This is a genomic window from Brevundimonas mediterranea, assembly GCF_014196125.1.
In the GTDB taxonomy this organism is placed as follows: Bacteria; Pseudomonadota; Alphaproteobacteria; order Caulobacterales; family Caulobacteraceae; genus Brevundimonas; species Brevundimonas mediterranea.
Genome location: NZ_JACIDA010000003.1, coordinates 1 through 24,160 on the forward strand (window position 1 = coordinate 1; position 24,160 = coordinate 24,160).

Below are 24,160 nucleotides of genomic sequence, written 5' to 3' on the forward strand. Positions count from 1 at the left end.
GAACCTATTGAAACCAACCCAGGAAAGCAAGAAGTTTCTCAACTCTTTCTTCCCCTCAAAACCCCCGAAACCGAAGCTCCGAAGCCCTCAGGGCCAGCCCGTTTCCGAGCGAGGCGGTCCTATACGGGCCACCCTTTTACCCCGCAACCAGATTCTGACAGATCAGTGAAGATTCTCGCGGAGTCGGACTCTGCGAACCCGTCGCGGCGCCCTGTTCAGCCAGCGGCTATATAGGTTCTGAGGCTTTCGGCCTCGCGGGCGTGATCGGCGATCTGGCATTTGACGACGTCGCCAATGGAGATGACGCCGACCAGTCGCCCCTCGCTCAACACCGGAAGATGGCGAATCCGTCGGTCGGTCATCCGGCCCATCAGGGCGGACATGGTCTCGCCCGGTTCGGCGAAGATCACCTGGGCCGACATATAGTCGGAGACGGGACGGCCCAGGGCGTTGGGGCCATCGACCGCCAGGGCCTTCACCACATCCCTTTCGGAAAAGACGCCGGCGACGGATTCGCCGTCACGGACGACCAGGGCGCCGACGCGTTTGCGCTCCAGCTCCCCGCACGCCTGCGCCACCGTCAGGTCGGGCGCGATGGAGAAGACGGCGTTTCCCTTGGTCTTGAGGATCTCGGCGACGAACATCGCGGCTCCTTCTCTATGGTTAGGAGACGACCGCCGGGCCGGGATGGCCACAGGGCCGCTCGATAACCATGATCGCGCAGCCGCGCCTCGGAATCAAACCTCCGATTCGGGGCGGGCCGACGTCCCCACGGGCAAAGGCCCCTTGCCGAAGGCGCGGCCCAAGGGGCCGATGACCAGCAATCCGGCGATGAAGCCGAAGGCGTGGGCCTCCCAGGCGATTCGCGCGCCCTCGGCCCCCGGCGCATAGCCGATCAGGCCGGTGACCGCATTGACCGCCATCCAGGCGATGGAGGCCCCGATCACCCGTCGGTCGAACAGGCCGAGCACCCTGCCCCGGCCCCCCATCAGCCGGGTCGCCCCGCCGATCAGGCCGAACACGGCCCCGGACGCGCCCACCATGGCCTCGGTCGATCCCCAGTGGACCAGGCCGTAGCCCAGGGCCGCAACCACGCCGCACCCTATATAGAAGAGCAGGAAGACGGTCGGCCCGATGCGGTCGCCGAACAGCCGGGCCACCGGCGCGCCAAAGGCCAGGGCGCCGACGGCGTTCATTAGGGCGTGGGTCCAGCTGCCGTGCAGCAGCATGGCGGTGAACAAGCCGCCCCACCGCCCGTTCTGCAGATCGATGGGTGCGAAGGCCATGGCTGCGCCCATGTCAGGCAGCTGGCGCTGGAAGAAAAACAGCACGGGCATCGACAGGGCGATCAGCACCACCGCGACCGGGGCGTTGAACAGTCGTTCGGACTTCGGCCCTTCTGAATTCGGGGGCGCTGCGAATCGGCCATCGGGGTCGGACATGCCTCACCAATGCGCAACGATTTCTGCGATCTCAAGCGCTTCTTAATAACCTTAACGCAGTTTGGGGTGCGGATCGTGGTTTCGGTCCGTCATCCGTTTGCGCGCCAGGAGTATTATCCATGCCGGTCAAGAGGCTGATCGCCCCCCTGCCGACCGTGCTTGCGACCCTGTTCGTCGCCGCCGCCCCGTCGCTCGCCCCGTCTATCGCCATGGCCCAGACGACGGGTTCCGGCGGCGCCGCCCGCTTCCAGCAGGGCTATGGCTCCGCGCGCAGCTTGACCAATACCGTCGCCACCGGTTCGACCCGAGACGCCAACGGCAATCGCCTGATCGTCAACGGAATTATCCAGTCCGGCGCCTCTTCCTACTCCAGCCAGTCCGGCGGCGTGGCCTCGGCCTATGCCGGGGCGGGCTCGTCTTCCGGCCGCGGCACGACCATCGGCGGCTCCACCGCCATCGGCAATCAGTTGAACGTCGTGGTCCAGGGCAGCCACAACACCGTCATCGTCAATTCGAAACAGACCAACAACGGCGACATCAACGCCGGCACGGCCCTGAACGGAAACATCACCCTGCCATGAGCCGTCCTCCCCTCATTCGTACAGGCGCCGTCGTGACGGCTGCGGCCCTGCTGCTCGCCGGCTGCGTCAGCCCGGTGGCCGGGCCGTCGGGTCAGTATGCGACGCCGATCGGCAATGCGCCGGTCACAGCCAACCCCACCCCCTATTCGGCGGCGCTCTATTGCCTGGCCGACTACGCCCGTCGCTACAACCTGCCCTCGCCGCGCATGGCGGTGGGCCGGATAAGCGACTACACCGGCACGGTCTCCTCCGACGGCGGGCGCCAGATCACCGGCGGCGCCTCGCTGATGGCGAACTCGGCTTTGGCCAAGGCCGGCGCCCGGATCGTCGAACGCTACGACACCTCGGTGTCCGAGCTGGAGCTTCGCTACGCCAACAACAAGCTGATCGGCGACAACACCCCCGGCGCCCAGGGACCGGAAGACACCCAGTACCGCCGCATCCTGGCCGGCCAGGTGCCCGGCTCGGACTTCTACATCGTCGGCGGCGTCACCGAGGTGAACTACAACATCCGCTCGGGCGGCTTCGACGCCGCTGGAGGCCAGGTGGACAGCGACCGTCCCGGCTCGGGCATCGCGACCTACCGCACCTATGTGATGAACATCGCCATGGACCTGCGCCTGGTCCAGACCACCACCCTCGAGGTCGTGGACGTCGTCTCGTACCAGAAGCAGATCATCGGCCGCGAGATTTCGGCCGGGGTGTTCGACTTCCTGAACGGCAATGTCTTCGACATCTCGGCCGGGTCCGGCGGGATGGAGCCGACCCAGCTGGCCGTCCGCGCCCTGGTCGAACGGGCCACGGTCGAGTTCATGGCCAATCTCTATGGGGCGCCCGGCCCCGAAATCTGCCTCAACGCCGCCAACGACCCGCTTGGCGATTCCGCTGTCGGCCCGACCGGCGGCTATTATCCGGCCTACCCCACCACGGAGACGAACAATGGCCAGACCCGCGCCGATCCGTCTCGCTGGCATGATCGCCGCGACGGCGACGTTCGCCCTAGCCGCTACTGAGACGACGGCGCAGGAGACGCCGCTCTGCGATCCGCAGACCGGCTCGACCTGTTCCAGCACCCAGACCCAGTCCGGCGACGTGACCGGGTCGGTGAACCTGAACGTCACGGTCGATCAACTCGAGGTGACCAATTCGGCCACGGGCAATTCGCTCGCGGGCGGGATTGAGGATTCGTCCGGTTCGCTGGCGTCGCGCCAGACCATGACCGGCGCGACACGCGCTGACACGACCCTCGTCCTGAACGGCGAATCGGACGGCGTGATCGGATCGACGACCCTGGCGCGCGGCGATTATCTGGGCGTCTCCACCGACGGGGCGTCCTTCGCCGTCGATGCGGCCCAGGTCGCGACCGGCGATGACGTCACCGCCCGCACCGTCGTCCAGTCGCCGACCGGTCATATGCTGGCCGGCGGTTTCGTCGGCACGGCGGCCGTCGCCAACAGCGTCGCCCTGGGCGGTCCGTCCTCGTCGATCACCGGCGCAGCCGATCAGTCGGCCCAGACCACCGTCCTGGCCGAGACGGTCGCCGACGTGCAGTACATCCCCGCCCCCGCCGACTTCTCGTCCCAGGCCGTGGCCAACGCCGTCCAGGCCTCGACCACCGGCGCCTCTCACCAGGATCTGACGATCCGTCAGACCAACGCCGCCTCGACGATTGAGGCGCGCACCGACGTCTATGTCGACAACGCCTGGAACCTGGCCGCCCGCGCCAAGGCCGGCGCCAACCAGACCGTCCTGTCCAACGCCGGCGGCTCCCTGGTCGCCGCAACCGACCAGACCAACCGGGGCCGCATCCGCGCCGATTCGCGCGTCCAGACCAATCTCCAGGGCCAGACCACCGTCTCGGCCCGCGCCGTCGCCAATGAAGTGATCGCCGGCAACAACGACATCTATCTGGAGCTGGACAACACCCAGCTGAACACAGGCGGGGTCGAGGCGACCGCGACCTCGGTCGGCGTCAGCGGCTACGACACCTATGTCGGCGCCGAGGCTGTCGGCAACAGCGTCACCGGTTCCGCCTGTTCCCAGTGCGGCGGCGAGGTCAACATCACCAACAACCAGACCAACGACGGAAACGTCACCGCCACGACGAACGCCACCATCGGCTCCGGCCGCGCCGCCGTGGTCGGAACCACCGCCGTCGGCAACAGCGCGACCTTCTATGTGAGCCGTCCGGGCGGGTGAGGACTGAACGGCTGAGGGGCGGCTGACGAATAGACTCAAGCCGCTGCAAAAACTGCCCAAAGCGTCGGCTGCCGATCACGAGGCGAACCGCCAGCCGACGCTTGAAGAAGTCAGCTTCTGAGGAAATCCAGGATATCCGCAGAGAGTTGGCTCTTGTGAGTGTCGGTGACGCCATGCGGCGCCCCGGCGTAGATCTTGAGTTCGGCGTGGGGGACAAGCTTTTTGGCGGCTTGCGCAGCGGCGCCGATCGGCACGATCTGATCATCGTCCCCATGCACGATGAGCGTGGGCCGATCAAACTTCTTCAGATCCTCGGTGAAGTCCGTCTCCGAGAAGGCCTTGATCGAGTCATAGGTATTCTTGTGCCCCCCGGTCATTCCCTGCAGCCAGAAGGCGTCGATCATCCCTTGGGACGCGGTCGCGCCGGGTCGGTTGAAGCCGAAGAACGGGCCCGAGGCGATGTCCTGGTACAGCTTCGACCGATCCGTCAGGCTGCCCGCCCGGATATCGTCGAACACCGCGATGGGAAGGCCGCCCGGATTGGCCGGGGTCTGCAGCATGAGCGGCGTTACGGCCGATATCAGACCAAGGCGAGCCACGCGGGATGTCCCGTGGCGGCCGACATAACGAGCGATCTCTCCGCCGCCGGTGGAGAAACCGAACAGCGACACATCACGCAGATCAAGCGCCTCGATCAGCTGCGCCAGATCGTCGGCATAGTGATCCATGTCGTTGCCGTCCCACGGCTGGCTGGAACGGCCGTGCCCTCGCCGGTCATGCGTTATGACCCGGTAGCCTTCCGTGGCCAGAGCGAAGGCCTGGTTCTCCCAACTGTCGGAGTTAAGCGGCCAGCCGTGGCTGAGGATCACGACAGGACCGGTCTTCGGCCCCCAGTCCTTGTAATAGATCTCGACGTGATCGCGTGTGGTGATCGTTGTCATGGTCTTGCTCCTGCGCCACCAGGTGGCGTGAGTTGAGCCGGGACGTTCGCGTCCGGCGTGGAAGAAAATGGGACTAGTGCGCAGTCGTCGGCGCGATCGCGGCGCCCTGCGCGGCCTGTTCGATGACGTCCGCCACGGCTTTCGGCTGGGTCAGGAAGACGACGTGGCTGCCGCGGACCTCGGTCGTCACCGCGCCGATACGGCGCGCGGTGCTGCGCAGCAGTTCGGGTGCGATGGCCCCGTCCTCGGTCGCGACGACATACCAGCTGGGCTTCACACGCCAGGCCGCGGTCGTGACCTTCGTTTCGAGAGCCCGCATCGCAATCGGCACCTGCGAGTCCCGCAGGAAGGCGGCGTCATCGCCAGCGTCGGCAGCGAACCCGGCGATGAAAGTGTCCGTCTTCAGATAGGCGAAGCCATCCGGTTGGACGTCGGGCTGGAAGTTCGGCGGAGGCGGGATTTCGGCGTACTGGTCGAGCGTCGACTGGCCGATTTCCGGAGCAAAGGCAGCGACGTAGACCAGACCGGCCACGCTTGCATCGGACCCCGCCTCCGTGATGACGGAGCCGCCATAGGAGTGGCCGACCAAAATCGAGGGGCCGTCCTGGCGGGCCAGCACCCGACGGGTCGCGGCGACGTCGTCTTCAAAGGAGGTGAGCGGGTTTTGAACAATGCTGACGCGATAACCGCGCGAGGTCAGCTCGTCATAGACGCCGCGCCAGCCGGAGCCGTCGGCGAAGGCGCCGTGGACGAGAACGATATTGCGCACCGGCTCGACGGGCGCTGCAGAGGCCGGGGCGGCGCCGGTCGCCAAGGCGACGGCGGCGGTAACGGCGGAAATGGTCTTGATCATCGCGAAATCCCTTGTGTTGAGGCGTCACCGCCGTTTCGTTATTGCGATATTTGTTATCGCCATAACTTTCTGCCCGCAGCAGGTCAGCTTGTCCAGCAGAAATGTTTATCGCGCGATCTTTTATCGACGACGGTGTAGGACTACATTCCGTTCAGGAGGTCCGCTGTGACAAAATCCCCTTCCCGCCCCCTGGAGAAACAACTCTGCTTCTCCGTCTACTCCGCCGCCTTGGCGATTGGCCGTACGTACAAGCCGCTGCTCGACGATCTGCAACTGACCTATCCGCAGTACCTCGTCCTCAGCGTTTTGTGGGAGAGCGGCCTCATGCCGATCGGAGCGATCGCCGATCACCTGTCTCTGGAGACCAGCACCCTGACGCCTCTTTTGAAGAGGCTTGAAGTCGGGGGCTTGGTGACCCGCACGCGCAATCCAGAGGATGAGCGCCAGGTCCTGATCGACCTGACGCCGGCTGGTCGTGACATGGAAGCCAGGTCGAGATGCCTCAACGAAAAGCTCCTCGAGAACTCCGCAATGACCGTTCGAGACATAGAGGCTCTCAACGACGCCGTGCGTCGGCTAACAGAGGCCTTAGGCCCAGGCCAATCCAAGTCGGACGACGGCCGCTGACCGGCTGGCTCCCGGCTTTTCCGCCCTCCCCAAAACGGGACGATAACCAAAGGGAACGATAAAAGGTCGCCTTGCCCTCGTCGCAGCCCTCGCCTACTCCAGACATCGGCCGCTCCATCGGGGGTTGCGGCTTACGGGAGTAAACTCATGCGTTCTGCGCGTCGCCTTCTGCTTGTCGCAGCCTCTGGCCTGGCGCTTTCGACGGGGGCCTTCGCCGTCCCCGTCCTGGCCTTCGCGCCCGCCGCCCAAACCCAGACCCAGGTCCCGCCCTCCGATCCCTGGGCCCAGGCGGCCAGTGATGTTCCGGCCGATCCGGCTGTGCGCTACGGCCTGATGCCCAACGGCATGCGCTACGCCCTGATGCACAACGCCACCCCGCCCGGTCAGGCCTCGTTCCGGCTGCGGATCGACGCGGGCTCGCTGATGGAGCGGGACGACCAGCAGGGGCTGGCCCACTTCATGGAGCACATGGCCTTCAACGGGACCAAGGACATCCCCGAGAACGAGATGCTGCGCATTCTCGAACGCCTGGGCCTGGCCTTCGGCGCCGACACCAACGCCTTCACCAGCTTCGAGCAGACGGCCTATATGCTGGAACTGCCCAACACCCAGGACGAGACGGTCGATACGTCCCTGCATGTGATGCGCGAAATGATGGGCGACGCCCTGATGGCGTCGGACGCCATCGATTCCGAGCGCGGCGTCATCGTCGGCGAGGAACGGCTGCGCGACACCCCTCAGTTCCGGGTGCTGAAGACCCAGCTGGGCCTGCTGGCGCCGGGCCAGCGCCTGTCGCAACGCCTGCCCATCGGCGATCTCGACATCATCCGCACCGCGCCGCGAGAGCGGTTCGTCGACTTCTATGACGCCTACTACCGGCCCTCGCGCGCGACCTTCATCGCCGTGGGCGACTTCGACCTGGACGTGATGGAGGCCAAGATCCGCACGACCTTCGCGGACTGGACGCCCAAGGCCGCCGACGGGCCCGAGCCCGACCTGGGAACCGTCGCCGCGCGCCAGCCGGAGACCAGCATCATCGTCGAGCCGGGCGTCCAGTCGTCGATCCAGATCAACTGGATCAAGGCGCCGGACCTTGACCCCGACAGCCTGGCCGAACGCACCGAGGCCGTTCGCCGCAGCCTGGGCCTGGCGGTGCTGAACCGTCGCCTGGGTGAGATGGCGCGCGCCGACAATCCGCCCTTCCTGGGCGCCGGCGGCGGTTATCAGTCGCTGTTCGACAGCCTGGACGCCGGCATCCTGTCGGTCGCCTTCACGCCGGGCGAATGGAAACGCGCGCTGGAGACCACGGAGCAGGAGGCCCGCCGCCTGACCCAGTACGGCGTCACCGCCCCCGAGCTGCAGCGCGAGATCACCGAATATCGCACCTCGCTTCAGAACGCCGTCGCCACCGCGGCCACCCGCTCGACCCCGGCCCTGGCCGGCGCCCTGCTGAACGCGGTCAATGGCGACACGGTCTTCACCTCGCCCCAGGAAAGCCTGGACCAGTTCGAGAAGATCGTCGCCGATCTGACCCCGGAACAGGTCAACGCCGCCGTGCGCCCGGTGTTCGAAGGCCAGGGCCCCCTGGTCCTGTTCACCAGCCCGGTCCCGGTCGAGGGCGGCGAGGCCGCCGTCACCGCCGCGCTGGAAGCCTCGCGCCAGGTTCCCGTCGCCGCCCCGTCCGATCAGTCGGCGTTGGAATGGCCCTACACGAACTTCGGCGCGCCGGCCGTTCCCGCCGCGCGCACCGAGGTGGCCGATCTGGGCGCCACCCTGGTGACCTTCCCCAACGGGACCCTGCTGAACATCAAGAAGACCGACTTCCGCGATGACCAGATCCTGATCCGCGCCAATACCGGCATCGGCGGCATGGGTCTTCCCGCCGACCGTTTCTCGCCCCTGTTCGCCGCCAACACCGTGCTGAACGCCGGCGGCCTGGGCAAGCTGACGGTGGATGAGGCGGACCGCGTCCTGGCCGGCCATGTCGTCAACACCAGCGTCAGCCAGGGCGAGGACAGCTACAGCTTCGGCGGCTCCACCCGTCCGGAGGACCTGCAGCTCGAGCTTCAGGTTCTGGCCGCCTTCCTGACGGATCCGGGTCTGCGCGCCGCGCCGCTGCAACGCGCCAAGGCCGCCTATCCGCAGGCCCTGGAACAGCAGGCCGCCACGCCCGGCGGCGCCTTCGGTCTGAAGGCCGGCGAACTGCTGGCCGGGGGCGACAAGCGCGCGGCCACTCCGACCAATGAACAGTTCCAGTCGGTCGAGATCGAACCCTTGCGCGAACAGATCAAGTCGGCGCTCGCCTCCGGCCCGGTCGAGATCACCGTCGTCGGTGATGTGGATGTGGACGCGGTCATCGCCGCCGTGGGTTCGACCTTCGGCGCCCTGCCCGCGCGCGGCGCCGCCCCGACCCCGCCGCCCGGATCGGCCGAGCGTCGCTTCCCAGCCCCGACCGCGACCCCGGTCCGTCTGACGCACACGGGTCAGGCCGAACAGGCCCTGGGCTTCGTCGCCTGGCCGACCACCGACCAGATCGAGGACCGCACCACGGCCCGGCGACTGTCGATCCTGTCCGCCGTGCTGCAACTGCGCCTGAACGAGGAGATTCGCGAGAAACAGGGCATCGCCTATTCGCCCAGCGCCAGCGCCACCAACTCCGACGCCTTCCCCGGCTACGGCTACATCGCCGTCGGCGCCGAAACGCCCCCCGAGTCGCTGACGAAACTGTTCGAGGCCGTGGACGTGATCGCCGCCGACCTGCGCGACAATCCGATCAGCGAGGATGAGCTGAACCGCGCGCGCCGGCCCGCCATCGAGCGCCTCCGCCGCAGCATGGCCGACAACGGCTACTGGCTGAACCAGTTGTCCGAAGCCCAATCCAGGCCAGCCTCGCTGGACCAGACGCGAAACAACATCGCGGTGCTGGAGGCCGTCACCGCCGCCGACCTGCAAAACCTGGCGCAGCAGTATCTGAAACCCGACGCCGCCTGGCGCGCCGAGGTCGTCTCGGACAAGCTGGCCCAGTAAGAAAAACGGCCCCGGTTCGCAGGAACCGGGGCCGAGCCTTTTTGGGGCCAGTCTTCAGGATCGTCGACGGAGAGCCGACGGTCTTGTCTTGCGTCACACGGCCTGAGCCGCGCCTGAACGGGTCGCGTCAGGTCCGGTTCAGAACACCCGGCCGCCGACGCCGCCGTCCAGGGTGATGGCCCCGGTGATGACGGTCGCGCTCTGGACCTGTTCCTCGCGGTATTCGGTGTATTCCTCTTCGCGGTACATGGTCAGGATCTTCACCCCGGCCCCGTATCGACGCAGCAGCGAGCGTTCGTTGCAGTCCCGCTCAGCCTTCTCGGGCCGGCATTCCAGCTTGCCTTCGCCGCCGAACCACAGGGCCTCGTGCTTCCTGCAGGTCACGGTCGTGCCGTGGTCGAAACTGATGTCGCCCTGATAATCGGCGATCGTGGCCTGCAGCCAGGTCCCGGCGAGGCAGCGATAGAGTTCCCCCTCATAGCCGTCGGCGATCTCCCGGTCCGGCCGGACCTGCGACGCCGGATGCGGCACCTGACGGTCGTCAATACAGACCGCCTGGATCACCACCCGCTTCATCGACCGACGCCAGGCGGTGAAGGGCGTCCGCACCGTCTGGGCCAGGCCTTCGACGGCCAGGCCCTGGATGGTCGTCGGATAGGGCTGGTCCACGGTCACATAGGCCGCGCCGCCGCCCCCGCCGTAACCGCCGGAGAAACCGCCGGCCCGCGCATTCACATAGGCCCGCGACCCGGCGTTCGCATTGGCGCTGGCCCCAGCATTGACGTTGACGTTCACATTGACGTTGGTGTTCGAGTTCCAGCCGCCGTTCCCGCCCCCGCACGATCCACCCCCGCAGGAAGGCGGCGGAGGCGGCGGAGGCTCGCAGCACGGCGGCGGCGGAGGTTCGCACGCCGGCTGGCCACAGCTCTGGGCCGTCGCCGCGCCCGCGACGCCCAACATGGCCCCGCCGGCCGCCAGACCCAGCATCCAATTCCTGATCCGCTGCCGCATCGGCGGGACTCCCGAACGAATTCTCACGTCGCCTGGACAGACTTCCGGACGATCCAACCTTAACCAAGACGACAAAAGCCTTTCGTTTCCGTTGAGATGGGAAAGTCTTCGGGGATGGCGCAATGCCGCATCCGTCTGCTAGACCGCCCGCATCATGACCGTCCGCGTCTCCATTCGCCTGATTTCGATTAGCCGCCCGGCGTAGCGCTTCCGGGCCCTGTGGCCCCGTGCACGCCGGGAAGACCGCCCTCTGTTCGGGCGAACGAAGCCGCCCTCGAGCAGCGCGAAGCGCGACAGGGCGAACGAAGACAGCGACATCACTTTCACGACGCCGAGACGACCCATGGCCGACGCCACAGACACCACCGACACCCCCTCCGGCCGCGACTATCGCGACACCGTCTTCCTGCCCGAGACGCCCTTCCCCATGCGCGGCGGCCTGCCGCAGAAGGAACCGGTGATCCTGGAGCAGTGGGGCGACCTGTACGGGACCCTGCGCGCCGAACGCCAGGCGCAGAAGGCCCCCCTCTATGTGCTGCACGACGGCCCGCCCTACGCCAACGGCGACATCCACATCGGCCATGCGCTGAACAAGACGCTGAAGGATTTCGTGGTCCGCAGCCGGTTCCTGCTGGGCTGTGACGTCGATTACGTCCCCGGCTGGGACTGCCACGGCCTGCCGATCGAGTGGAAGATCGAGGAACAGTTCCGCGCCAAGGGCCGCCGCAAGGACGAGGTCTCCAAGGACGAGTTCCGCGCCGCCTGCCGCGAATACGCCGGCAAATACATCGACCTGCAACGCGACCAGTTCAAACGCCTGGGCATCACCGGCGACTTCGCCAACCGCTACGCCACCATGGACTTCACGTCCGAGGCCGCCATCGTCGCCGAGTTCCACAAGTTCAAGAATTCGGGCCAGCTGTATCGCGGCTCCAAGCCCGTCATGTGGTCGCCGGTGGAGCGCACCGCCCTGGCCGACGCCGAGATCGAATACCACGACCACGTCTCGCCCACGATCTGGGTCAAGTTCCCGGTCACGGGCGCGTCGGACGACCATCCCGACGACCTGCTGGCCTTCCGCACCAGCACCCCGTCCATCGTCATCTGGACCACCACGCCCTGGACCATCCCTGCCAACCGGGCCATCAGCTACGGCCCCGAGATCGCCTATGGCCTGTATGAGGTCACGGCCATGGAAGAGGGTCTGGAGTTCGCGCCCTGGGCCAAGCCGGGCGACCGGCTGATCGTCGCCGACAAGCTGGCGGAAGACGTGTTCAAGGCTGCCAAGATCGCCGCCTGGACCCGCATCTACGACATCAATCCGTCGGGCCTGGAATGCGCCCACCCCCTGGCCGCGCTGGACAGCGGCTATGGCTTCTCGGTGCCGCTGCTGGCCGGCGACCATGTGACCGACGACGCCGGTACGGGCTTCGTCCACACCGCGCCGGGCCACGGCGCCGACGACTTCGAGGTGTGGAAGGCCCATGGTCATCACGAGGTGCCGGACACGGTCGACCCGGACGGCGCCTATTATCCCGGCGTCCCCCTGTTCGCGGGGCTGAAGGTGTTGGAGACCGAAGGCAAGAAGACCGGCAAATTCGGTCCCGCCAACGGCGCGGTGATGGAGAAACTGATCGAGGCCGGCAATCTGCTGGCGCGCGGCCGGCTGGAACACTCCTACCCGCACTCGTGGCGCTCCAAGGCCCCGATCATCTTCCGCAACACGCCGCAATGGTTCATCCGCATGGATCAGCCGCTGGCCTCGGGCGACACCCTGCGCGAGACGGCCCTGACCGCCATCGACGACACCGCCTTCCACCCCGCCGCCGGCCGCAACCGCATCCGATCGATGGTCGAGGGTCGCCCCGACTGGCTGGTCAGCCGCCAGCGCGCCTGGGGCACGCCGCTCGCCATGTTCATCGACAAACAGACAGGCCAGCCCCTGCATGACGCCGAGGTCGACGCCCGGATCGTCAAGGCCGTGGCCGAACACGGCGCCGACATCTGGTTCACCGCGCCGGACAGCGACTTCCTGGGCGCCCATGACCCGGCCCGGTATGAAAAGGTCGAGGACATCCTGGACGTCTGGTTCGACTCCGGCTCGACCCACGCCTTCACCCTGGACCCGCGCACGGCCGAGCATGGCTATACGGGCGACCGCCCGGCGCACTGGCCCGCCGACCTGTATCTGGAAGGTTCGGACCAGCACCGCGGCTGGTTCCAGTCGTCGCTTCTGGAAGGCTGCGGCACCCGCGGCCGCGCCCCGTTCAAGGCGGTCCTGACCCACGGCTTCACCCTCGACGAGAAGGGGGAGAAGATGTCCAAGTCCAAGGGCAATACGACCGATCCCCTGACCATCATCAAGGAGAGCGGCGCCGACATCCTGCGTCTGTGGGTGTCGCTGGTCGACTATTCCGAGGACCAGCGGATCGGCAAACAGATCCTGCAAACCACGGTCGACGCCTATCGGAAGCTGAGGAACACGGTCCGCTATCTGCTGGGCGCCCTGGCCGACTTCGACGAGGCCGAGCGGCTGACCGACTACGACCAGTTCCCGCCGCTGGAGAAGTTCGTCCTGCACCGCCTGTGGGAGTTGGACGCCCATGTGCGCCAGGCCTACGAGGAATACCGGTTCCAGGACGTGGTGCGCCCGGTGCTGGAGTTCTGCTCCAGCGATCTGTCGGCCCTGTATTTCGACATCCGCAAGGACGCCCTCTACTGCGACCGCCCCGACAGCCTGCGCCGTCGCGCCGCCCGCACGGTGATGGACGAGGTCTTCATGCGCCTGACCGCATGGCTGTCGCCGCTGACGCCGTTCACGATGGAAGAGGCTTGGACGACGCGCTTCCCGGATGCGGGCACGAACTGCGCGCGGGTGATCCCGGAGACGCCTGCGGAATGGAACAACCCGACCGAGGCGGAGCGGTGGGCGAAGGTTCAACGCGTCTTGGAGGTCGTCACGAACGGCCTCGAGGAAAGCCGCCGCGCGAAGGTGATCGGTGGGGCCCTTGATGCTTGGCCGGAAGTCCGTCTTCCAGCGGAGGCGGCGGCTTTGTTCGAAGATCTGGATGCCGCCGAAGTATTCCGCACGAGCGGCGCGGATTTGGTCGTCGACGAAAGCGGCGTCATCACCGCCACAATCAACACCGCAGACTACCCGAAATGCGCCCGCTCCTGGCGCCGGGTGCCGGACGTCGGCTCGGACCCCGCCTACCCTGACCTCTCGGCCCGCGACGCGGATGCGGTGCGGTATTGGGACCAGACGCGGAGCTGACGCTCAGACCCTCCCCCGCTTGCGGGGGAGGTGGGCCGGCGTCCGCGCAGCGGACCAGGCTCGGAGGGGGAAGTGTCGCCTAAAGAAGAATTCCCCCATCGTCAGGCGTGTCGGTGCGCGCCACGGCCTGACACTTCCCCCGCAAGCGGGGGAAGGCCTTGGGACGAGGCGTTGTGGTCATCACCATCGTCAGTGTCGCCCCCTCCTGGTCGCTACGCGACCTGTCCTCCCCGCGCGCCTGCGCGCGCAGGGAGGTGACGCGGGGCTAACGCTCAGACCCTCCCCGGTTTGCGGGGGAAGTGTCACGCGTGGCGGCGGGCCTCCCAACCCGCACAATGACGCTGCCCCTATCCCCGCGTTTCCAACGTCTTGCCGATCGCCGACCCCCATCGACCTGGCGCCCGTCAAAACCCTGCTAGGATGGGCGTCGTTGAAACCGCCGGAGGTCGAAGGGATGAGGCGTCGCCGAATTGCACTGTTTCGCCTGTTGCACCGGTTTCTCCCTGCGCCGTTCAATTTCAGCGCGGCCAATTCAGACTATTCAGACTATTCAGACCCTGTTTTTCGCGTCTGAATCGGACCCGCCTTGACCCCAGCCTCGGACACCGCCGCCAAAACCCCCGCCTGGGTCTGCGCGCCCGGCGTGCTGAAGGTCCCCTTCCTCGACGTCTTCCTGGCGGACTACGCCCTGCACCGCCTGCCGGGGGACGAGGTGCAGGCGGTACTGGGCTGGGGGATGAAGCCGACGGCGGCGGCGGGTCGTCGCTGGGCCGAGAAGAACGGGCGGCCCTACGTCGCGCTGGAAGACGGCTTCCTGCGCTCCGTCGGCATCGGCGAAGCGGGCGCCGCCAGTCTCAGCCTGATCGTCGATGACCTGGGCGTCTATTATGACGCGACCCGGCCCAGCCGGCTCGAACACCTAATCCGGACCGCCGACGCCTGGTGCGACGCCACAACCACCGCCCGCGCCCGCGCCCTGATCGACCGGATCGTCGCCTCGTGCCTGTCCAAGACCAATATGGGCGGCCCGCTGGACCCCGGCCTGCTGCGGCCCGGCCGCCGCGTCCTGATCGTGGACCAGACCTTCGGCGACGCCTCCATCGGCTATGGCCTGGCGACCCAGGACAGTTTCGACGCCATGGTCGCCGCCGCCCGGCGCGACGAACCGAACGCCCAGCTGATCGTCAAACGCCACCCGGCCGTGGCGGCGGGCAAGAAACGGGGCTGCGTCACGGACCTTGCGGGCGTCACCCTGGTGGACGCCGATGTGCGCCCCGCCGACCTGCTGGCGGCGGTCGATGCGGTCTATTGCGTCACCTCGGCGCTCGGATTCGAGGCCCTGTTGCGGGGCTTGCCGGTGCGCTGTTTCGGGGCGCCCTTCTATTCCGGCTGGGGGCTGACGACCGACGCCGTGGCCACCGGCCGCCGCGGCCTCGCCCGCACGGTGGAGCAGGTCGCCGCCGCCGCCCTGATCGGCTACAGCCGCTATGTCGATCCCGTCATCGGCGAGCGGTGCGAGGCCGAACAGGCGCTGGAGCGGTTGATCGCCCTGCGCGACCGCGCCGACCGTCTGGCGGGGCCCTGGTCCGCCGTCGGCTTCGCCCCGGCCAAACGCCCGCCGGTGCGTCGCTTGCTGAACTCGCCCAAGGCGCGGATGCGCTATTTCATGTCGCCGTCGCGCGCCGCCGCCCATGCCGCCGCCACCAACGGCCGGCTGATCTGGTGGGCGGGCAAGGAAAGCGAGGCCGTGCGTCAGGCGGCCGCCGCCTTTAGCGGCCCGACTGTCCGCATGGAGGACGGCTTCATCCGTTCGCGCGGCCTGGGGTCGGACTTCGTCGGCGCCCTGTCGGTCGCCCTGGACGACCAGGGCGTCTATTACGACCCGTCGCGCCCTTCGCGGCTGGAGACCCTGATCGAGACGACCGAGGCGACGCCGGAGCAACTGGCCCGCGCCGCTGCCCTGCGGACCCGCATCGTCGAGGCGGGCCTGTCGAAATATAATCTGAAGGGCCAGGCGCCGGCCGACTGGCCAGCCGACCGCGACATCCTGCTGGTCGTCGGTCAGGTCGAGAACGACAAGTCGATCCTGCTGGGCTGCGAACCCGATCTGGCCACCAATTCCGCCCTGGTCGAGGCCGCGCGGGCCGATCATCCCGACGCCTTTCTGGTCTATCGCAACCACCCCGACGTTCTGGCCGGCAACCGGCCGGGGCGGCTGGAGGCCTCGGCCCTGGCCTCGGTGGACGCCAGCGCGGACGGGTTGGACATCATCGACTGCCTGAACGCCTGCGCGCGGGTGGCGACCCTGACCTCCCTGACCGGGTTCGAGGCCCTGATGCGGGGCAAGGCGGTGTCGGTCTATGGCCGGCCCTTCTACGCCGGCTGGGGCCTGACCGACGACCGGCTGGGCTTCGAGCGCCGCACCCGGCGTGCGACCGTCGATCATCTGATCCTGGCCGCCCTGATCCACTATCCGCTCTATGTCACGCCGACGGGCTGGCCCTGCGAGGCCGAGGATCTGGTCCAGGCCCTGATCGCCGCCCGCCACCAGCCGCCGCCCAAGGCGCCGCGCGGCCAGGTCCAGCGCTGGGCCGCCGGGATCATCGCCTCTCTCGACCGCAGGCCGCCGCCGTCCTATTGAAGGCGTTCGCAAAGGAAACTGTCTACCCGTGCAACACGCCGTTATCGCCGCCACCGGCCTCTTCACCCCCGAACAATCGGTCTCCAACGCCGAACTGGTCGACAGCTACAACGCCTGGGCCGACGGCTGGAACGCCCGTCACGCCGCCCAGATCGAAGCCGGCGAGTTGGAGGCCAAGGCGCACTCCTCGCCCGAGTTCATCGAGAAGGCGTCGGGCATCAAGCAGCGGTTCGTGCTGGACAAGGCCGGAGTGATCGACCCCGAACGGATGGCCCCCAGCCTGCCGGAACGCAGCAATGAGGAGCTGTCGATCCTGGCCGAGATGGCGGTCAAGGCCGCGCGTCAGGCCATCGAGGCCTGGGGCAAGCCGGTCAGCGAGATCGGCGCCGTCCTGTGCGCCGCCTCCAATATGCAACGCCCCTATCCGGCCATGGCCATCGAGGTTCAGCAGGCCCTGGGGATCGAGGGCTTCGCCTTCGACATGAATGTAGCCTGTTCTTCCGCCACCTTTGGCATCAAGACGGCGGCCGACTTCATCGCCGGCGGGTCGGTCAAGGCTGTGCTGATGGTCAACCCGGAGGTCTGCTCGGCCCACCTGAACTTCACCGACCGCGACAGCCATTTCATCTTCGGCGACGTGGCCACGGCCGTGATCGTGGAATCGGCCGAGACGGCCGGTCCGGGCGGCTGGGACGTGCTGGGCACGCGGCTGAAGACGGTCTTCTCCAACAATATCCGCAATAATTTCGGCTTCCTGAACCGCAACGCCCGCGACACCGCCCATCTCGATTCGCCGGTCGCCGACGACAGCGTCCAGAACGACAAGCTGTTCATACAGCAGGGCCGCAAGGTCTTCCGCGACGTGGTGCCGATGGTGTCGGACATGATCGTCGACCACGCCGGCGAACTGGGCCTTGATCCGCACGAATTGAAGCGGTTGTGGCTGCACCAGGCCAACATCAACATGAACACCATGATCGGCAAGAAGGTGCTGGGCCGCGAGCCGTCGTCGGACGAGAACGTCATCATCCTGGACGACTACGCCAACACCTCCTCGGCCGGCTCGATCATCGCCTTCCACCTGCACAACGACGGCTTCGCCCCCGGCGAGACCGGCCTGATCTGCAGCTTCGGCGCCGGCTATTCGGCCGGGACCGTGTTCGTGCGCAAACGCGGGTAGGCGGCGGGCTGCGATCAGGCGGCTTTCAGACAGTTCTCGATCTGTCCGGCCGCTGACGTGTTCATGGCGTCTAGGCGCTCTGCGGCTTTTTGCGCGGCAGCGTCAGCCAGCGCCTTATCCGTGGCTAGGGCGCCCACGGCCCCCGGCGGCGGGGGCGGCGGGGGCGGCGGGGGCGGCGGAGCGGGGGGGACGGCGCCTTGTCTTAGGCGGGAAGCCTCTCCCCTCGCATTGTTCATGTAGGTTTCGATCCCTTCTTTCGAGATCGCCCGACCGGTCCGTCGTGTCAGGAACTCGGCATAGACGGTGTTATAGCCGTTCCCCACGCTTCTATAGACGCCTTGATAGACAGCGAGGGCGTCGCGTTCTTCTGCTGTGGCGGCGCCGCTGGCTACGCGCGCCTCGATCAGGGCGACAGTCTGGAGAGTCTTGGCGTCCAATCCCGTCGTGGCCGCCTGGCTGAGGCAGGCTGTCTTGCCCAAGGCATGCACCCAGGCTTCGGGGCCGCCCTCATTCACCACCGGTTCCAGTGTGCCAATGGAAGTGCCGGTCAGAGCACCGAGAAAGATGTTGTCGGCGTGCGCGCCCAGCCCGGCAGCGCCGGTCGTATAGGTTGTGGCGGCCCATATGCCGACATTGAACCATCGGCGACGATTATTAGCCTTCTCGAACCCGCGAGAATAATAACCGACCAATTCCTGGCCGAAGTGGTGGGCTTCTTCCATGGAGGTCGGAGCCGGAAGACTGGTGAAAGGGGGCTCGTTGTTCTTGGGATCGGCCGGCTTTGGGCCGGTCGTCATGCATCCTCCGAGGCTGAGGATGTATGCGGCGAGCGCGAGTAGTCCAGGCCGACGCATACCGATACCTCCCCAAAGTTGTGGAGAACAATGGTATCTGAAATTTTAATCCATGCAACCTGTGAGTGATGGTCGTCCCTTTAGATGGCAGGCTTGCCCGTCTGCGGGTGAGCCTTCTTCCACTCCATCGCCCGCCTGACGCGGTTCTCGACGCTGGGGTGGTCGTAAAACAGGAACTCCTCGACGGCCGAGGGCGAGGGCGCCCGGTATTCGGCGGTCTTGACCAGGGCCTTGGACAGGCCGTCGGGCTCATTGGCGTGGACCAGCGAGAAATGGTCCGCATCCTCTTCGATCGTCCGGGTCATGGTCGCGAACACCGGCGTCCCCAGCACGCCCAGGAAGGCCAGGATCAGAGCCAGCACGGGCAGGCCAGCCGGATCGGCGATGTCGCCCACCCGATCCGCGCCCAGCAGCCTGCGCCCCAGCGGATACAGCCGGTCCGTCAGCCAGAAGGCCAGGGCCGTCAGTCCGACCAGTATCGCGACCATCCACAGCACATGACTGCGCGCATAATGGCCCATCTCGTGGCCCACCACGCCCCGTACCTCGGCCAGGTCAGCGCCCTTCTTGAACATGGTGTCGCTCATCGCCACTCGCGCCGAGCCGAACAGGCCCGAGACATTGGCGGTGTAGCGGTCCGACTGTTTGGAGCCGTCATAGATGAAGATCTTGTCCGACGGCGTGCCCGTCTCCTTGGCCAGCGCCACGACGGCGTCGCGCACGGGTCCGTTCGGCGCCGGCGTATAGGTGTTGAAGATCGGCTCGATCACCAGGGGCGAGATCACCAGGCCGATGACGATGAAGGCCGCCGTGACGCCGGACGCCCATGCCCACCAGAACCGCCGCGCGCGCCGGATCAGCGCATAGATGGCCACCAGCAGCAGCGACGTCACCACGACCGAGATCGCCGCCCCGATCGCCGCTTCGCCCAGCCATCCGCCCAGGGCCTGGCTGGTCAGGCCGTACTGTTTCTCCCGCCACCAGCTTTCGTAGATCGACCAGGGCAGGGTCAGCACCCAGCTCATCACCGAATAGACCAGGGCGACGACGAAGCTGACGGCCAGGGGCCTACGGCGACGCCGTTCCATCCGGCTGCGGATCATGACCAGCACGTCCGTGCGCACGATGATCCAGGCGACCAGGGCGGAAACCAGGAAGGCCCACAGGATCAGCCAGTGCGATCCTTGCGTATAGGCCACCGCCCGCGCGGTCTCCTGCGGCGAAAGCGTCGCCAGCCATTGAGTAGTCGCCGCAGCTGGATCGAAATCGGTCATTAAAGTCTTCCCTTTAAAGAACCAGAGCGCTTGACCCGCGTTATGTCAGGTTAATTCCTGTCCATGATGATTTTTAGGTCGGCCACGCTTGAATCCGTCATAAGATTTTGCGAGGCCTTTGATTGTCGAGAACAGGGGAGTTCCCAGATGGCTCAGACGACACCGAAGACGGTGCTGGAAAGCCTGGCTCAGGATATCGCCGCCGTGCTCAAGAGCATGGGCGGTTCGGCCCATCAGAATCTGGTCGTGGACTGCGTCGCGGCCCTGAAACGTCAGCGCGGCGAGGCGGTCAACACGCCGGACCTGCGTCAGAAGATCATCGAGACCTTCGAGCAGTATCGCGACTGGTTCGTGCGTCCGTTCGGCGAAGGCTCGCAGCGCTGGGCTCTCGCCGGCGACTTCGCCTAAACCACAAAGCAGAAGGCGCGCCCCTTGCGGAGCGCGCCTTTGTTCTTTCGCCTGATCGTGGGATCAGAAGCGGCGGATGTAGCTGACCGAATAGGCGTCGGCTTCGCCTGCGTCGTCGCGGTAATCGCGACGGGTCCAGTCGGCCCGCACGCCGTTCACGCCATCCAGATAGTAGTTGGCGCCGGCGCCGTAGTTCCAGCTGTCGCCGCCCACGTCGGTGTTGGCGCCCGGGAACTCCTGCTTCAGCTCGGTGTGGCCGTAGCCGCCGCGCGCGAACAGCTCCAGCTTGTCCGACACCGGGTATTTGCCGACCACATAGCCGGCGGCGTCCCACTCGTGCTTGATCGAGCCGTCGACGCCCGCGACGGTGAAGTCGTCGTCCTTGACGCCGACCGAGGCTTCGGTCTCGACGGCCAGGTAACGGTTCAGGTTTACGCCCAGACGACCGGTGACGGCGCCCGTGGTTGCATTGTCGCCTTCAAGATGAGTGTAACCCAGCGATCCGTAACCACGCGGTTCGGGATTGGTTTGAGCAAAGGCCGGAGCGGCGATTGCGGAAACGGCGACAGCGGCGAGAAGAATGTTACGCATTGTTTCTTATTAACTCCTAGATGTGATGACCGGTTGGATCATCAGCCCCATCCAGCGAATGCTTAAATAGGTGACGCCTTCGTCTGTTCCATAGGCTGTCGTCACATGACGCTGTCTGTGCGCGGCGAGACACACACTGCGTTCCGCCAAGTACGACAGAAATGCGACGCGCAACGCAAAGGGGCGGCGCCCTGCGGCGCCGCCCCTGATTTCATTTCACTCCGTCATCCTCGGGCTCGACCCGAGGATCGAGCGTTGGACAGCTGTGCGTCAACGGCATCTCACCAGCGGCGGATCATCCGATCCTCGGGTCAAGCCCGAGGATGACGGTGCGGGCCTAGCGGTCCTTTTCACGTTCCACGTTCAGCGCCGCCTGGGCCGCCGCCAGACGGGCGATGGGCACGCGGTAGGGCGAGCAGGAGACGTAGTCGAGGCCGGCCTTCTCGCAGAAGGCGATCGAGGACGGATCGCCGCCATGTTCGCCGCAGATGCCCAGCTTGACGTCGGGCCGCACCGCGCGGCCGCGCTCGGCCGCGATCTCGATCAGGCCGCCGACGCCGTCCTGGTCCAGACGCACGAAGGGGTCGGTCTCGAAGATGCCCTTGTCCAGATAGGCCTGCAGGAACCGCCCCGAATCGTCGCGGCTGATGCCGAAGGTCGTCTGGGTCAGGTCATTGGTGCCGAAGCTGAAGAACTGGGCGTATTCGGCCAGGTCCCCGGCGCGGATGGCGGCGCGGGGCAGTTCGATCATGGTGCCGACCAGATATTCGACGCTGTCGCCGGCGTCGGCGAACACGGCCTTGGCCGTGCGGTCGGTCAGTTCGCGCAGATATTTCATCTCCAGGCCGAGGGCGACCAGCGGGTGCATGATCTCCGGGATCGGCGCCTGGCCCGAGGTCTTCTTCACCTCCAGCGCGGCCTCCAGCACGGCCCGGACCTGCATCTCGTAGATCTCGGGATAGGCCACGCCCAGGCGGCAGCCGCGGTGGCCCAGCATGGGGTTGGTCTCGTGCAGCTCCTTGGCGCGGCGCTTCAGCTTGTCGGCGTCGATGCCCGACGAGGCGGCCAGGGCGTCGATGTCCTCGTCCGTGTGCGGGATGAACTCGTGCAGCGGCGGGTCCAGCAGGCGCACCGTCACCGGCAGGCCGGTCATGATCTCGAACAGTTCGACGAAGTCCGACTTCTGGAACGGCGCGATCTTGGCCAGGGCCGTGCGGCGTCCGGCCTCGTCGTCGGCCAGGATCATCTCGCGCACGGCGGCGATCCGGGTGTCGTCGAAGAACATGTGCTCGGTCCGGCACAGGCCGATGCCCTCGGCGCCGAAGCCGCGCGCGGTCTTGGCGTCCAGCGGCGTCTCGGCGTTGGCGCGCACCTTCAGGCGGCGCACCTTGTCGGCCCAGGCCATCAGGGTCTGGAAGTCGCCGGTCAGTTCCGGCTCGATCATGGCCACGGCGCCGTCCAGGACCTCGCCCTTCGACCCGTCGATGGTGATGACCTCGCCGGCCTTGAAGGTGCGGCCGCGCGCGGTGAAGACGCCCTTGGCCTCGTCGATGTGGATTTCCCCGGCGCCCGAGACGCAGGCCCGGCCCATGCCGCGCGCCACCACGGCGGCGTGGCTGGTCATGCCGCCCCGCGCCGTGACGATGCCGCGCGCCGCGTGCATGCCGTGGATGTCCTCGGGCGAGGTCTCCTCGCGCACCAGGATGACGGCTTCGCCCAGACCGGCCAGCCGCTCGGCCTCGTCGGCGTCGAACACGATCTTGCCGGTCGCCGCGCCCGGCGAGGCCGGCAAGCCGGCGGCGATGACGGTGCGGGCGGCCTCGGGGTCCAGGGTCGGGTGCAGCAACTGATCGAGCGCGGAGGGCTCGACCCGGCTGATGGCCTCTTCCTGGGTGATCACGCCCTCGGCGGCCAGATCCACGGCGACCTTCAGCGCCGACTTGGCGGTGCGCTTGCCGTTGCGGGTCTGCAGCATCCAGAGCCGACCCTGTTCGACCGTGAACTCGATATCCTGCATGTCGCGGTAGTGGCTCTCCAGCTTGTTCACCACCTCGACGAACTGGCCGAACACCTCGGGCATGGCCTCTTCCATCGAGGGAGCGGTCTCGCCCATCTCCTCGCGGCCGATCCTGGTCAGGGACTGGGGCGTGCGGATGCCCGCGACCACGTCTTCGCCCTGGGCGTTGATCAGGAACTCGCCATACAGCCGGGCCTCGCCGGTCGAGGGGTTGCGGGTGAAGGCCACGCCGGTGGCCGAGGTCTCGCCCATATTGCCGAACACCATCGACTGGACGCTGACGGCCGTGCCCCAGCTTTCGGGGATGTCGTGCATGCGGCGATAGAATTTCGCCCGCTCGTTCATCCAGCTGGCGAAGACGGCGCCGACCGCGCCCCACATCTGGTCGCGGGGATCCTGCGGGAAGGGATGGCCCAGTTCGCGTTCGACCACGGCCTTGTAGTCGACGACGATCCGTTCCCAGTCCTCGGCCTTCAGATCGGTGTCGACGCTGACGCCCAGCCGGTCCTTGTGCGCGTCCAGAACCTCTTCGAAGTCGTCATGGCTCAGGCCCAGGACCACGTTCGAATACATGGTGATGAAGCGGCGATAGGAATCGAAGGCGAAGCGCCGGTCGCCCGACAGTTTGGCCAGCCCCTCGACCGTCTGGTCGTTCAGGCCCAGGTTCAGCACCGTGTCCATCATGCCGGGCATCGAGGCGCGGGCGCCCGAACGGACCGAGACCAGCAGCGGATTGTTCACGTCGCCGAAGGTCTTGCCGACGATCGCCTCGACCTTGTCCAGGGCGGTCTTCACCTGGGCTTCCAGATCGGCGGGATAGGTCTCGCCGTTGGCGTAATAGTGGGTGCAGACCTCGGTGGTGATGGTGAAGCCCGGCGGGACGGGCAGACCCAGCGAAGACATTTCCGCCAGATTGGCGCCCTTTCCGCCGAGAAGGTTCTTCATCGACGCATCGCCGTCGGCGGAGCCTCCGCCGAAGCCGTACACCCACTGAGTCATCTTGCAGTCCCTGAGCTTTTCGGATCGTCCGGCGGGTTGCCCCCGCTCGTACATGCAGCACGATCTAGCGCGGAGGAACCGACTTGACCATGGCGGATGTAACAATGCGTGAGGGGGTAACCGGTTTCCTGATCGCTCGCGCGAAGAGGGCGCATCCCCTCACCTCTCAGGGCGCGAAGGCGCGTGGGGAGGACAGATCGCGCAGCGATCAGGAGGGGGCGACTCCGGCGCCGGTGATGAC

18 protein-coding genes are annotated in these 24,160 nt (G+C 66.8%); 9 read left to right on the forward strand and 9 right to left on the reverse strand.

The window, feature by feature from the left end:
- Nucleotides 1-215: 215 nt before the first annotated feature.
- Nucleotides 216-644, reverse strand: a complete 429-nt coding sequence (locus tag GGR11_RS13790) for a CBS domain-containing protein (protein WP_183197899.1) — start codon at nucleotides 642-644, stop codon at nucleotides 216-218.
- Between the two features lie 93 nt (nucleotides 645-737).
- Complete coding sequence (locus GGR11_RS13795) at nucleotides 738-1,442, reverse strand: rhomboid family intramembrane serine protease (RefSeq protein ID WP_183197901.1); 705 nt, start codon at nucleotides 1,440-1,442, stop codon at nucleotides 738-740.
- Nucleotides 1,443-1,561: 119 nt separating this feature from the next.
- Here GGR11_RS13795 and hfaA point away from each other — a divergent pair, with 119 nt between their 5' ends.
- The 3 genes from hfaA to hfaD are packed head-to-tail and all read left to right on the forward strand — an operon-like array spanning nucleotide 1,562 to nucleotide 4,222.
- Nucleotides 1,562-2,023: a holdfast anchoring protein HfaA gene (gene hfaA, locus GGR11_RS13800; protein ID WP_183197903.1), complete on the forward strand. Its 462-nt coding sequence runs from the start codon at nucleotides 1,562-1,564 to the stop codon at nucleotides 2,021-2,023.
- Entirely contained in the window at nucleotides 2,020-3,036 is a 1,017-nt protein-coding gene (hfaB, locus tag GGR11_RS13805; RefSeq protein ID WP_183197905.1) for a holdfast anchoring protein HfaB, read from the forward strand. The genes hfaA and hfaB overlap by 4 nt, the downstream gene beginning before the upstream one ends.
- Nucleotides 2,963-4,222 (forward strand): holdfast anchor protein HfaD, encoded by a 1,260-nt coding sequence (hfaD, locus tag GGR11_RS13810; protein WP_246331899.1) that lies wholly within the window; start codon nucleotides 2,963-2,965, stop codon nucleotides 4,220-4,222. Before hfaB ends, hfaD begins: the two co-directional genes overlap by 74 nt.
- A 110-nt stretch (nucleotides 4,223-4,332) precedes the next feature.
- Here the strand turns inward: hfaD and GGR11_RS13815 are convergent, their stop codons facing one another.
- Together GGR11_RS13815 and GGR11_RS13820 are read right to left on the reverse strand one after the other, a co-directional pair.
- Nucleotides 4,333-5,163: an alpha/beta fold hydrolase gene (locus tag GGR11_RS13815; protein ID WP_183197906.1), complete on the reverse strand. Its 831-nt coding sequence runs from the start codon at nucleotides 5,161-5,163 to the stop codon at nucleotides 4,333-4,335.
- Nucleotides 5,164-5,236: 73 nt separating this feature from the next.
- Nucleotides 5,237-6,016, reverse strand: a complete 780-nt coding sequence (locus GGR11_RS13820) for an alpha/beta fold hydrolase (RefSeq protein ID WP_183197908.1) — start codon at nucleotides 6,014-6,016, stop codon at nucleotides 5,237-5,239.
- 165 nt (nucleotides 6,017-6,181) lie between these two features.
- Here GGR11_RS13820 and GGR11_RS13825 point away from each other — a divergent pair, with 165 nt between their 5' ends.
- The gene (locus GGR11_RS13825) at nucleotides 6,182-6,643 is read left to right on the forward strand and encodes a MarR family winged helix-turn-helix transcriptional regulator (protein WP_183197910.1); all 462 of its coding nucleotides are present in this window, start codon (nucleotides 6,182-6,184) and stop codon (nucleotides 6,641-6,643) included.
- 147 nt (nucleotides 6,644-6,790) lie between these two features.
- Nucleotides 6,791-9,670, forward strand: coding sequence for a M16 family metallopeptidase (locus GGR11_RS13830; RefSeq protein WP_183197912.1), 2,880 nt, complete (start codon nucleotides 6,791-6,793; stop codon nucleotides 9,668-9,670).
- Nucleotides 9,671-9,808: 138 nt separating this feature from the next.
- On the opposite strand, the gene GGR11_RS13835 is transcribed toward GGR11_RS13830, so the two are convergent.
- Complete coding sequence (locus tag GGR11_RS13835; protein ID WP_183197913.1) at nucleotides 9,809-10,681, reverse strand: hypothetical protein; 873 nt, start codon at nucleotides 10,679-10,681, stop codon at nucleotides 9,809-9,811.
- Between the two features lie 343 nt (nucleotides 10,682-11,024).
- Between GGR11_RS13835 and ileS the strand changes: the two genes are divergently transcribed.
- The 3 genes from ileS (at nucleotide 11,025) to GGR11_RS13850 (ending at nucleotide 17,776) form a co-directional block, all read left to right on the forward strand.
- Nucleotides 11,025-13,955 (forward strand): isoleucine--tRNA ligase, encoded by a 2,931-nt coding sequence (ileS, locus tag GGR11_RS13840; RefSeq protein ID WP_183197915.1) that lies wholly within the window; start codon nucleotides 11,025-11,027, stop codon nucleotides 13,953-13,955.
- A 586-nt stretch (nucleotides 13,956-14,541) separates the two neighbouring features.
- Nucleotides 14,542-16,596, forward strand: coding sequence for a capsular polysaccharide biosynthesis protein (locus GGR11_RS13845; RefSeq protein WP_221205327.1), 2,055 nt, complete (start codon nucleotides 14,542-14,544; stop codon nucleotides 16,594-16,596).
- Between the two features lie 28 nt (nucleotides 16,597-16,624).
- The gene (locus GGR11_RS13850) at nucleotides 16,625-17,776 is read left to right on the forward strand and encodes a beta-ketoacyl-ACP synthase III (protein ID WP_183197917.1); all 1,152 of its coding nucleotides are present in this window, start codon (nucleotides 16,625-16,627) and stop codon (nucleotides 17,774-17,776) included.
- A gap of 14 nt (nucleotides 17,777-17,790) precedes the next feature.
- Here GGR11_RS13850 and GGR11_RS13855 read toward each other — a convergent pair whose 3' ends face one another.
- Both GGR11_RS13855 and GGR11_RS13860 read right to left on the reverse strand, forming a co-directional pair.
- Entirely contained in the window at nucleotides 17,791-18,573 is a 783-nt protein-coding gene (locus tag GGR11_RS13855) for a hypothetical protein (protein WP_183197918.1), read from the reverse strand.
- 137 nt (nucleotides 18,574-18,710) lie between these two features.
- Nucleotides 18,711-19,904: a M48 family metallopeptidase gene (locus tag GGR11_RS13860; RefSeq protein WP_183197920.1), complete on the reverse strand. Its 1,194-nt coding sequence runs from the start codon at nucleotides 19,902-19,904 to the stop codon at nucleotides 18,711-18,713.
- A gap of 147 nt (nucleotides 19,905-20,051) precedes the next feature.
- On the opposite strand from GGR11_RS13860, the gene GGR11_RS13865 reads away from it, so the two are divergent.
- Nucleotides 20,052-20,312: a hypothetical protein gene (locus GGR11_RS13865; protein ID WP_008260179.1), complete on the forward strand. Its 261-nt coding sequence runs from the start codon at nucleotides 20,052-20,054 to the stop codon at nucleotides 20,310-20,312.
- 63 nt (nucleotides 20,313-20,375) lie between these two features.
- Here GGR11_RS13865 and GGR11_RS13870 read toward each other — a convergent pair whose 3' ends face one another.
- Nucleotides 20,376-20,903, reverse strand: coding sequence for a porin family protein (locus GGR11_RS13870; protein WP_035305382.1), 528 nt, complete (start codon nucleotides 20,901-20,903; stop codon nucleotides 20,376-20,378).
- Between the two features lie 337 nt (nucleotides 20,904-21,240).
- Entirely contained in the window at nucleotides 21,241-23,919 is a 2,679-nt protein-coding gene (gene ppdK, locus GGR11_RS13875) for a pyruvate, phosphate dikinase (protein WP_183197922.1), read from the reverse strand.
- Nucleotides 23,920-24,160 lie beyond the last annotated feature (241 nt).

Excerpts from the sequence above, each read along its gene's own strand:
- GGR11_RS13790 (WP_183197899.1), bottom strand. The coding sequence starts at position 644 with ATGTTCGTCGCCGAGATCCTCAAGACCAAGGGAAACGCCGTCTTCTCC.
- GGR11_RS13795 (WP_183197901.1), bottom strand. The coding sequence starts at position 1,442 with ATGTCCGACCCCGATGGCCGATTCGCAGCGCCCCCGAATTCAGAAGGG.
- hfaA (WP_183197903.1), top strand. The coding sequence starts at position 1,562 with ATGCCGGTCAAGAGGCTGATCGCCCCCCTGCCGACCGTGCTTGCGACC.
- hfaB (WP_183197905.1), top strand. The coding sequence starts at position 2,020 with ATGAGCCGTCCTCCCCTCATTCGTACAGGCGCCGTCGTGACGGCTGCG.
- hfaD (WP_246331899.1), top strand. The coding sequence starts at position 2,963 with ATGGCCAGACCCGCGCCGATCCGTCTCGCTGGCATGATCGCCGCGACG.
- GGR11_RS13815 (WP_183197906.1), bottom strand. The coding sequence starts at position 5,163 with ATGACAACGATCACCACACGCGATCACGTCGAGATCTATTACAAGGAC.
- GGR11_RS13820 (WP_183197908.1), bottom strand. The coding sequence starts at position 6,016 with ATGATCAAGACCATTTCCGCCGTTACCGCCGCCGTCGCCTTGGCGACC.
- GGR11_RS13830 (WP_183197912.1), top strand. The coding sequence starts at position 6,791 with ATGCGTTCTGCGCGTCGCCTTCTGCTTGTCGCAGCCTCTGGCCTGGCG.
- GGR11_RS13835 (WP_183197913.1), bottom strand. The coding sequence starts at position 10,681 with ATGCGGCAGCGGATCAGGAATTGGATGCTGGGTCTGGCGGCCGGCGGG.
- ileS (WP_183197915.1), top strand. The coding sequence starts at position 11,025 with ATGGCCGACGCCACAGACACCACCGACACCCCCTCCGGCCGCGACTAT.
- GGR11_RS13855 (WP_183197918.1), bottom strand. The coding sequence starts at position 18,573 with ATGACGACCGGCCCAAAGCCGGCCGATCCCAAGAACAACGAGCCCCCT.
- GGR11_RS13860 (WP_183197920.1), bottom strand. The coding sequence starts at position 19,904 with ATGACCGATTTCGATCCAGCTGCGGCGACTACTCAATGGCTGGCGACG.
- GGR11_RS13865 (WP_008260179.1), top strand. The coding sequence starts at position 20,052 with ATGGCTCAGACGACACCGAAGACGGTGCTGGAAAGCCTGGCTCAGGAT.
- GGR11_RS13870 (WP_035305382.1), bottom strand. The coding sequence starts at position 20,903 with ATGCGTAACATTCTTCTCGCCGCTGTCGCCGTTTCCGCAATCGCCGCT.
- ppdK (WP_183197922.1), bottom strand. The coding sequence starts at position 23,919 with ATGACTCAGTGGGTGTACGGCTTCGGCGGAGGCTCCGCCGACGGCGAT.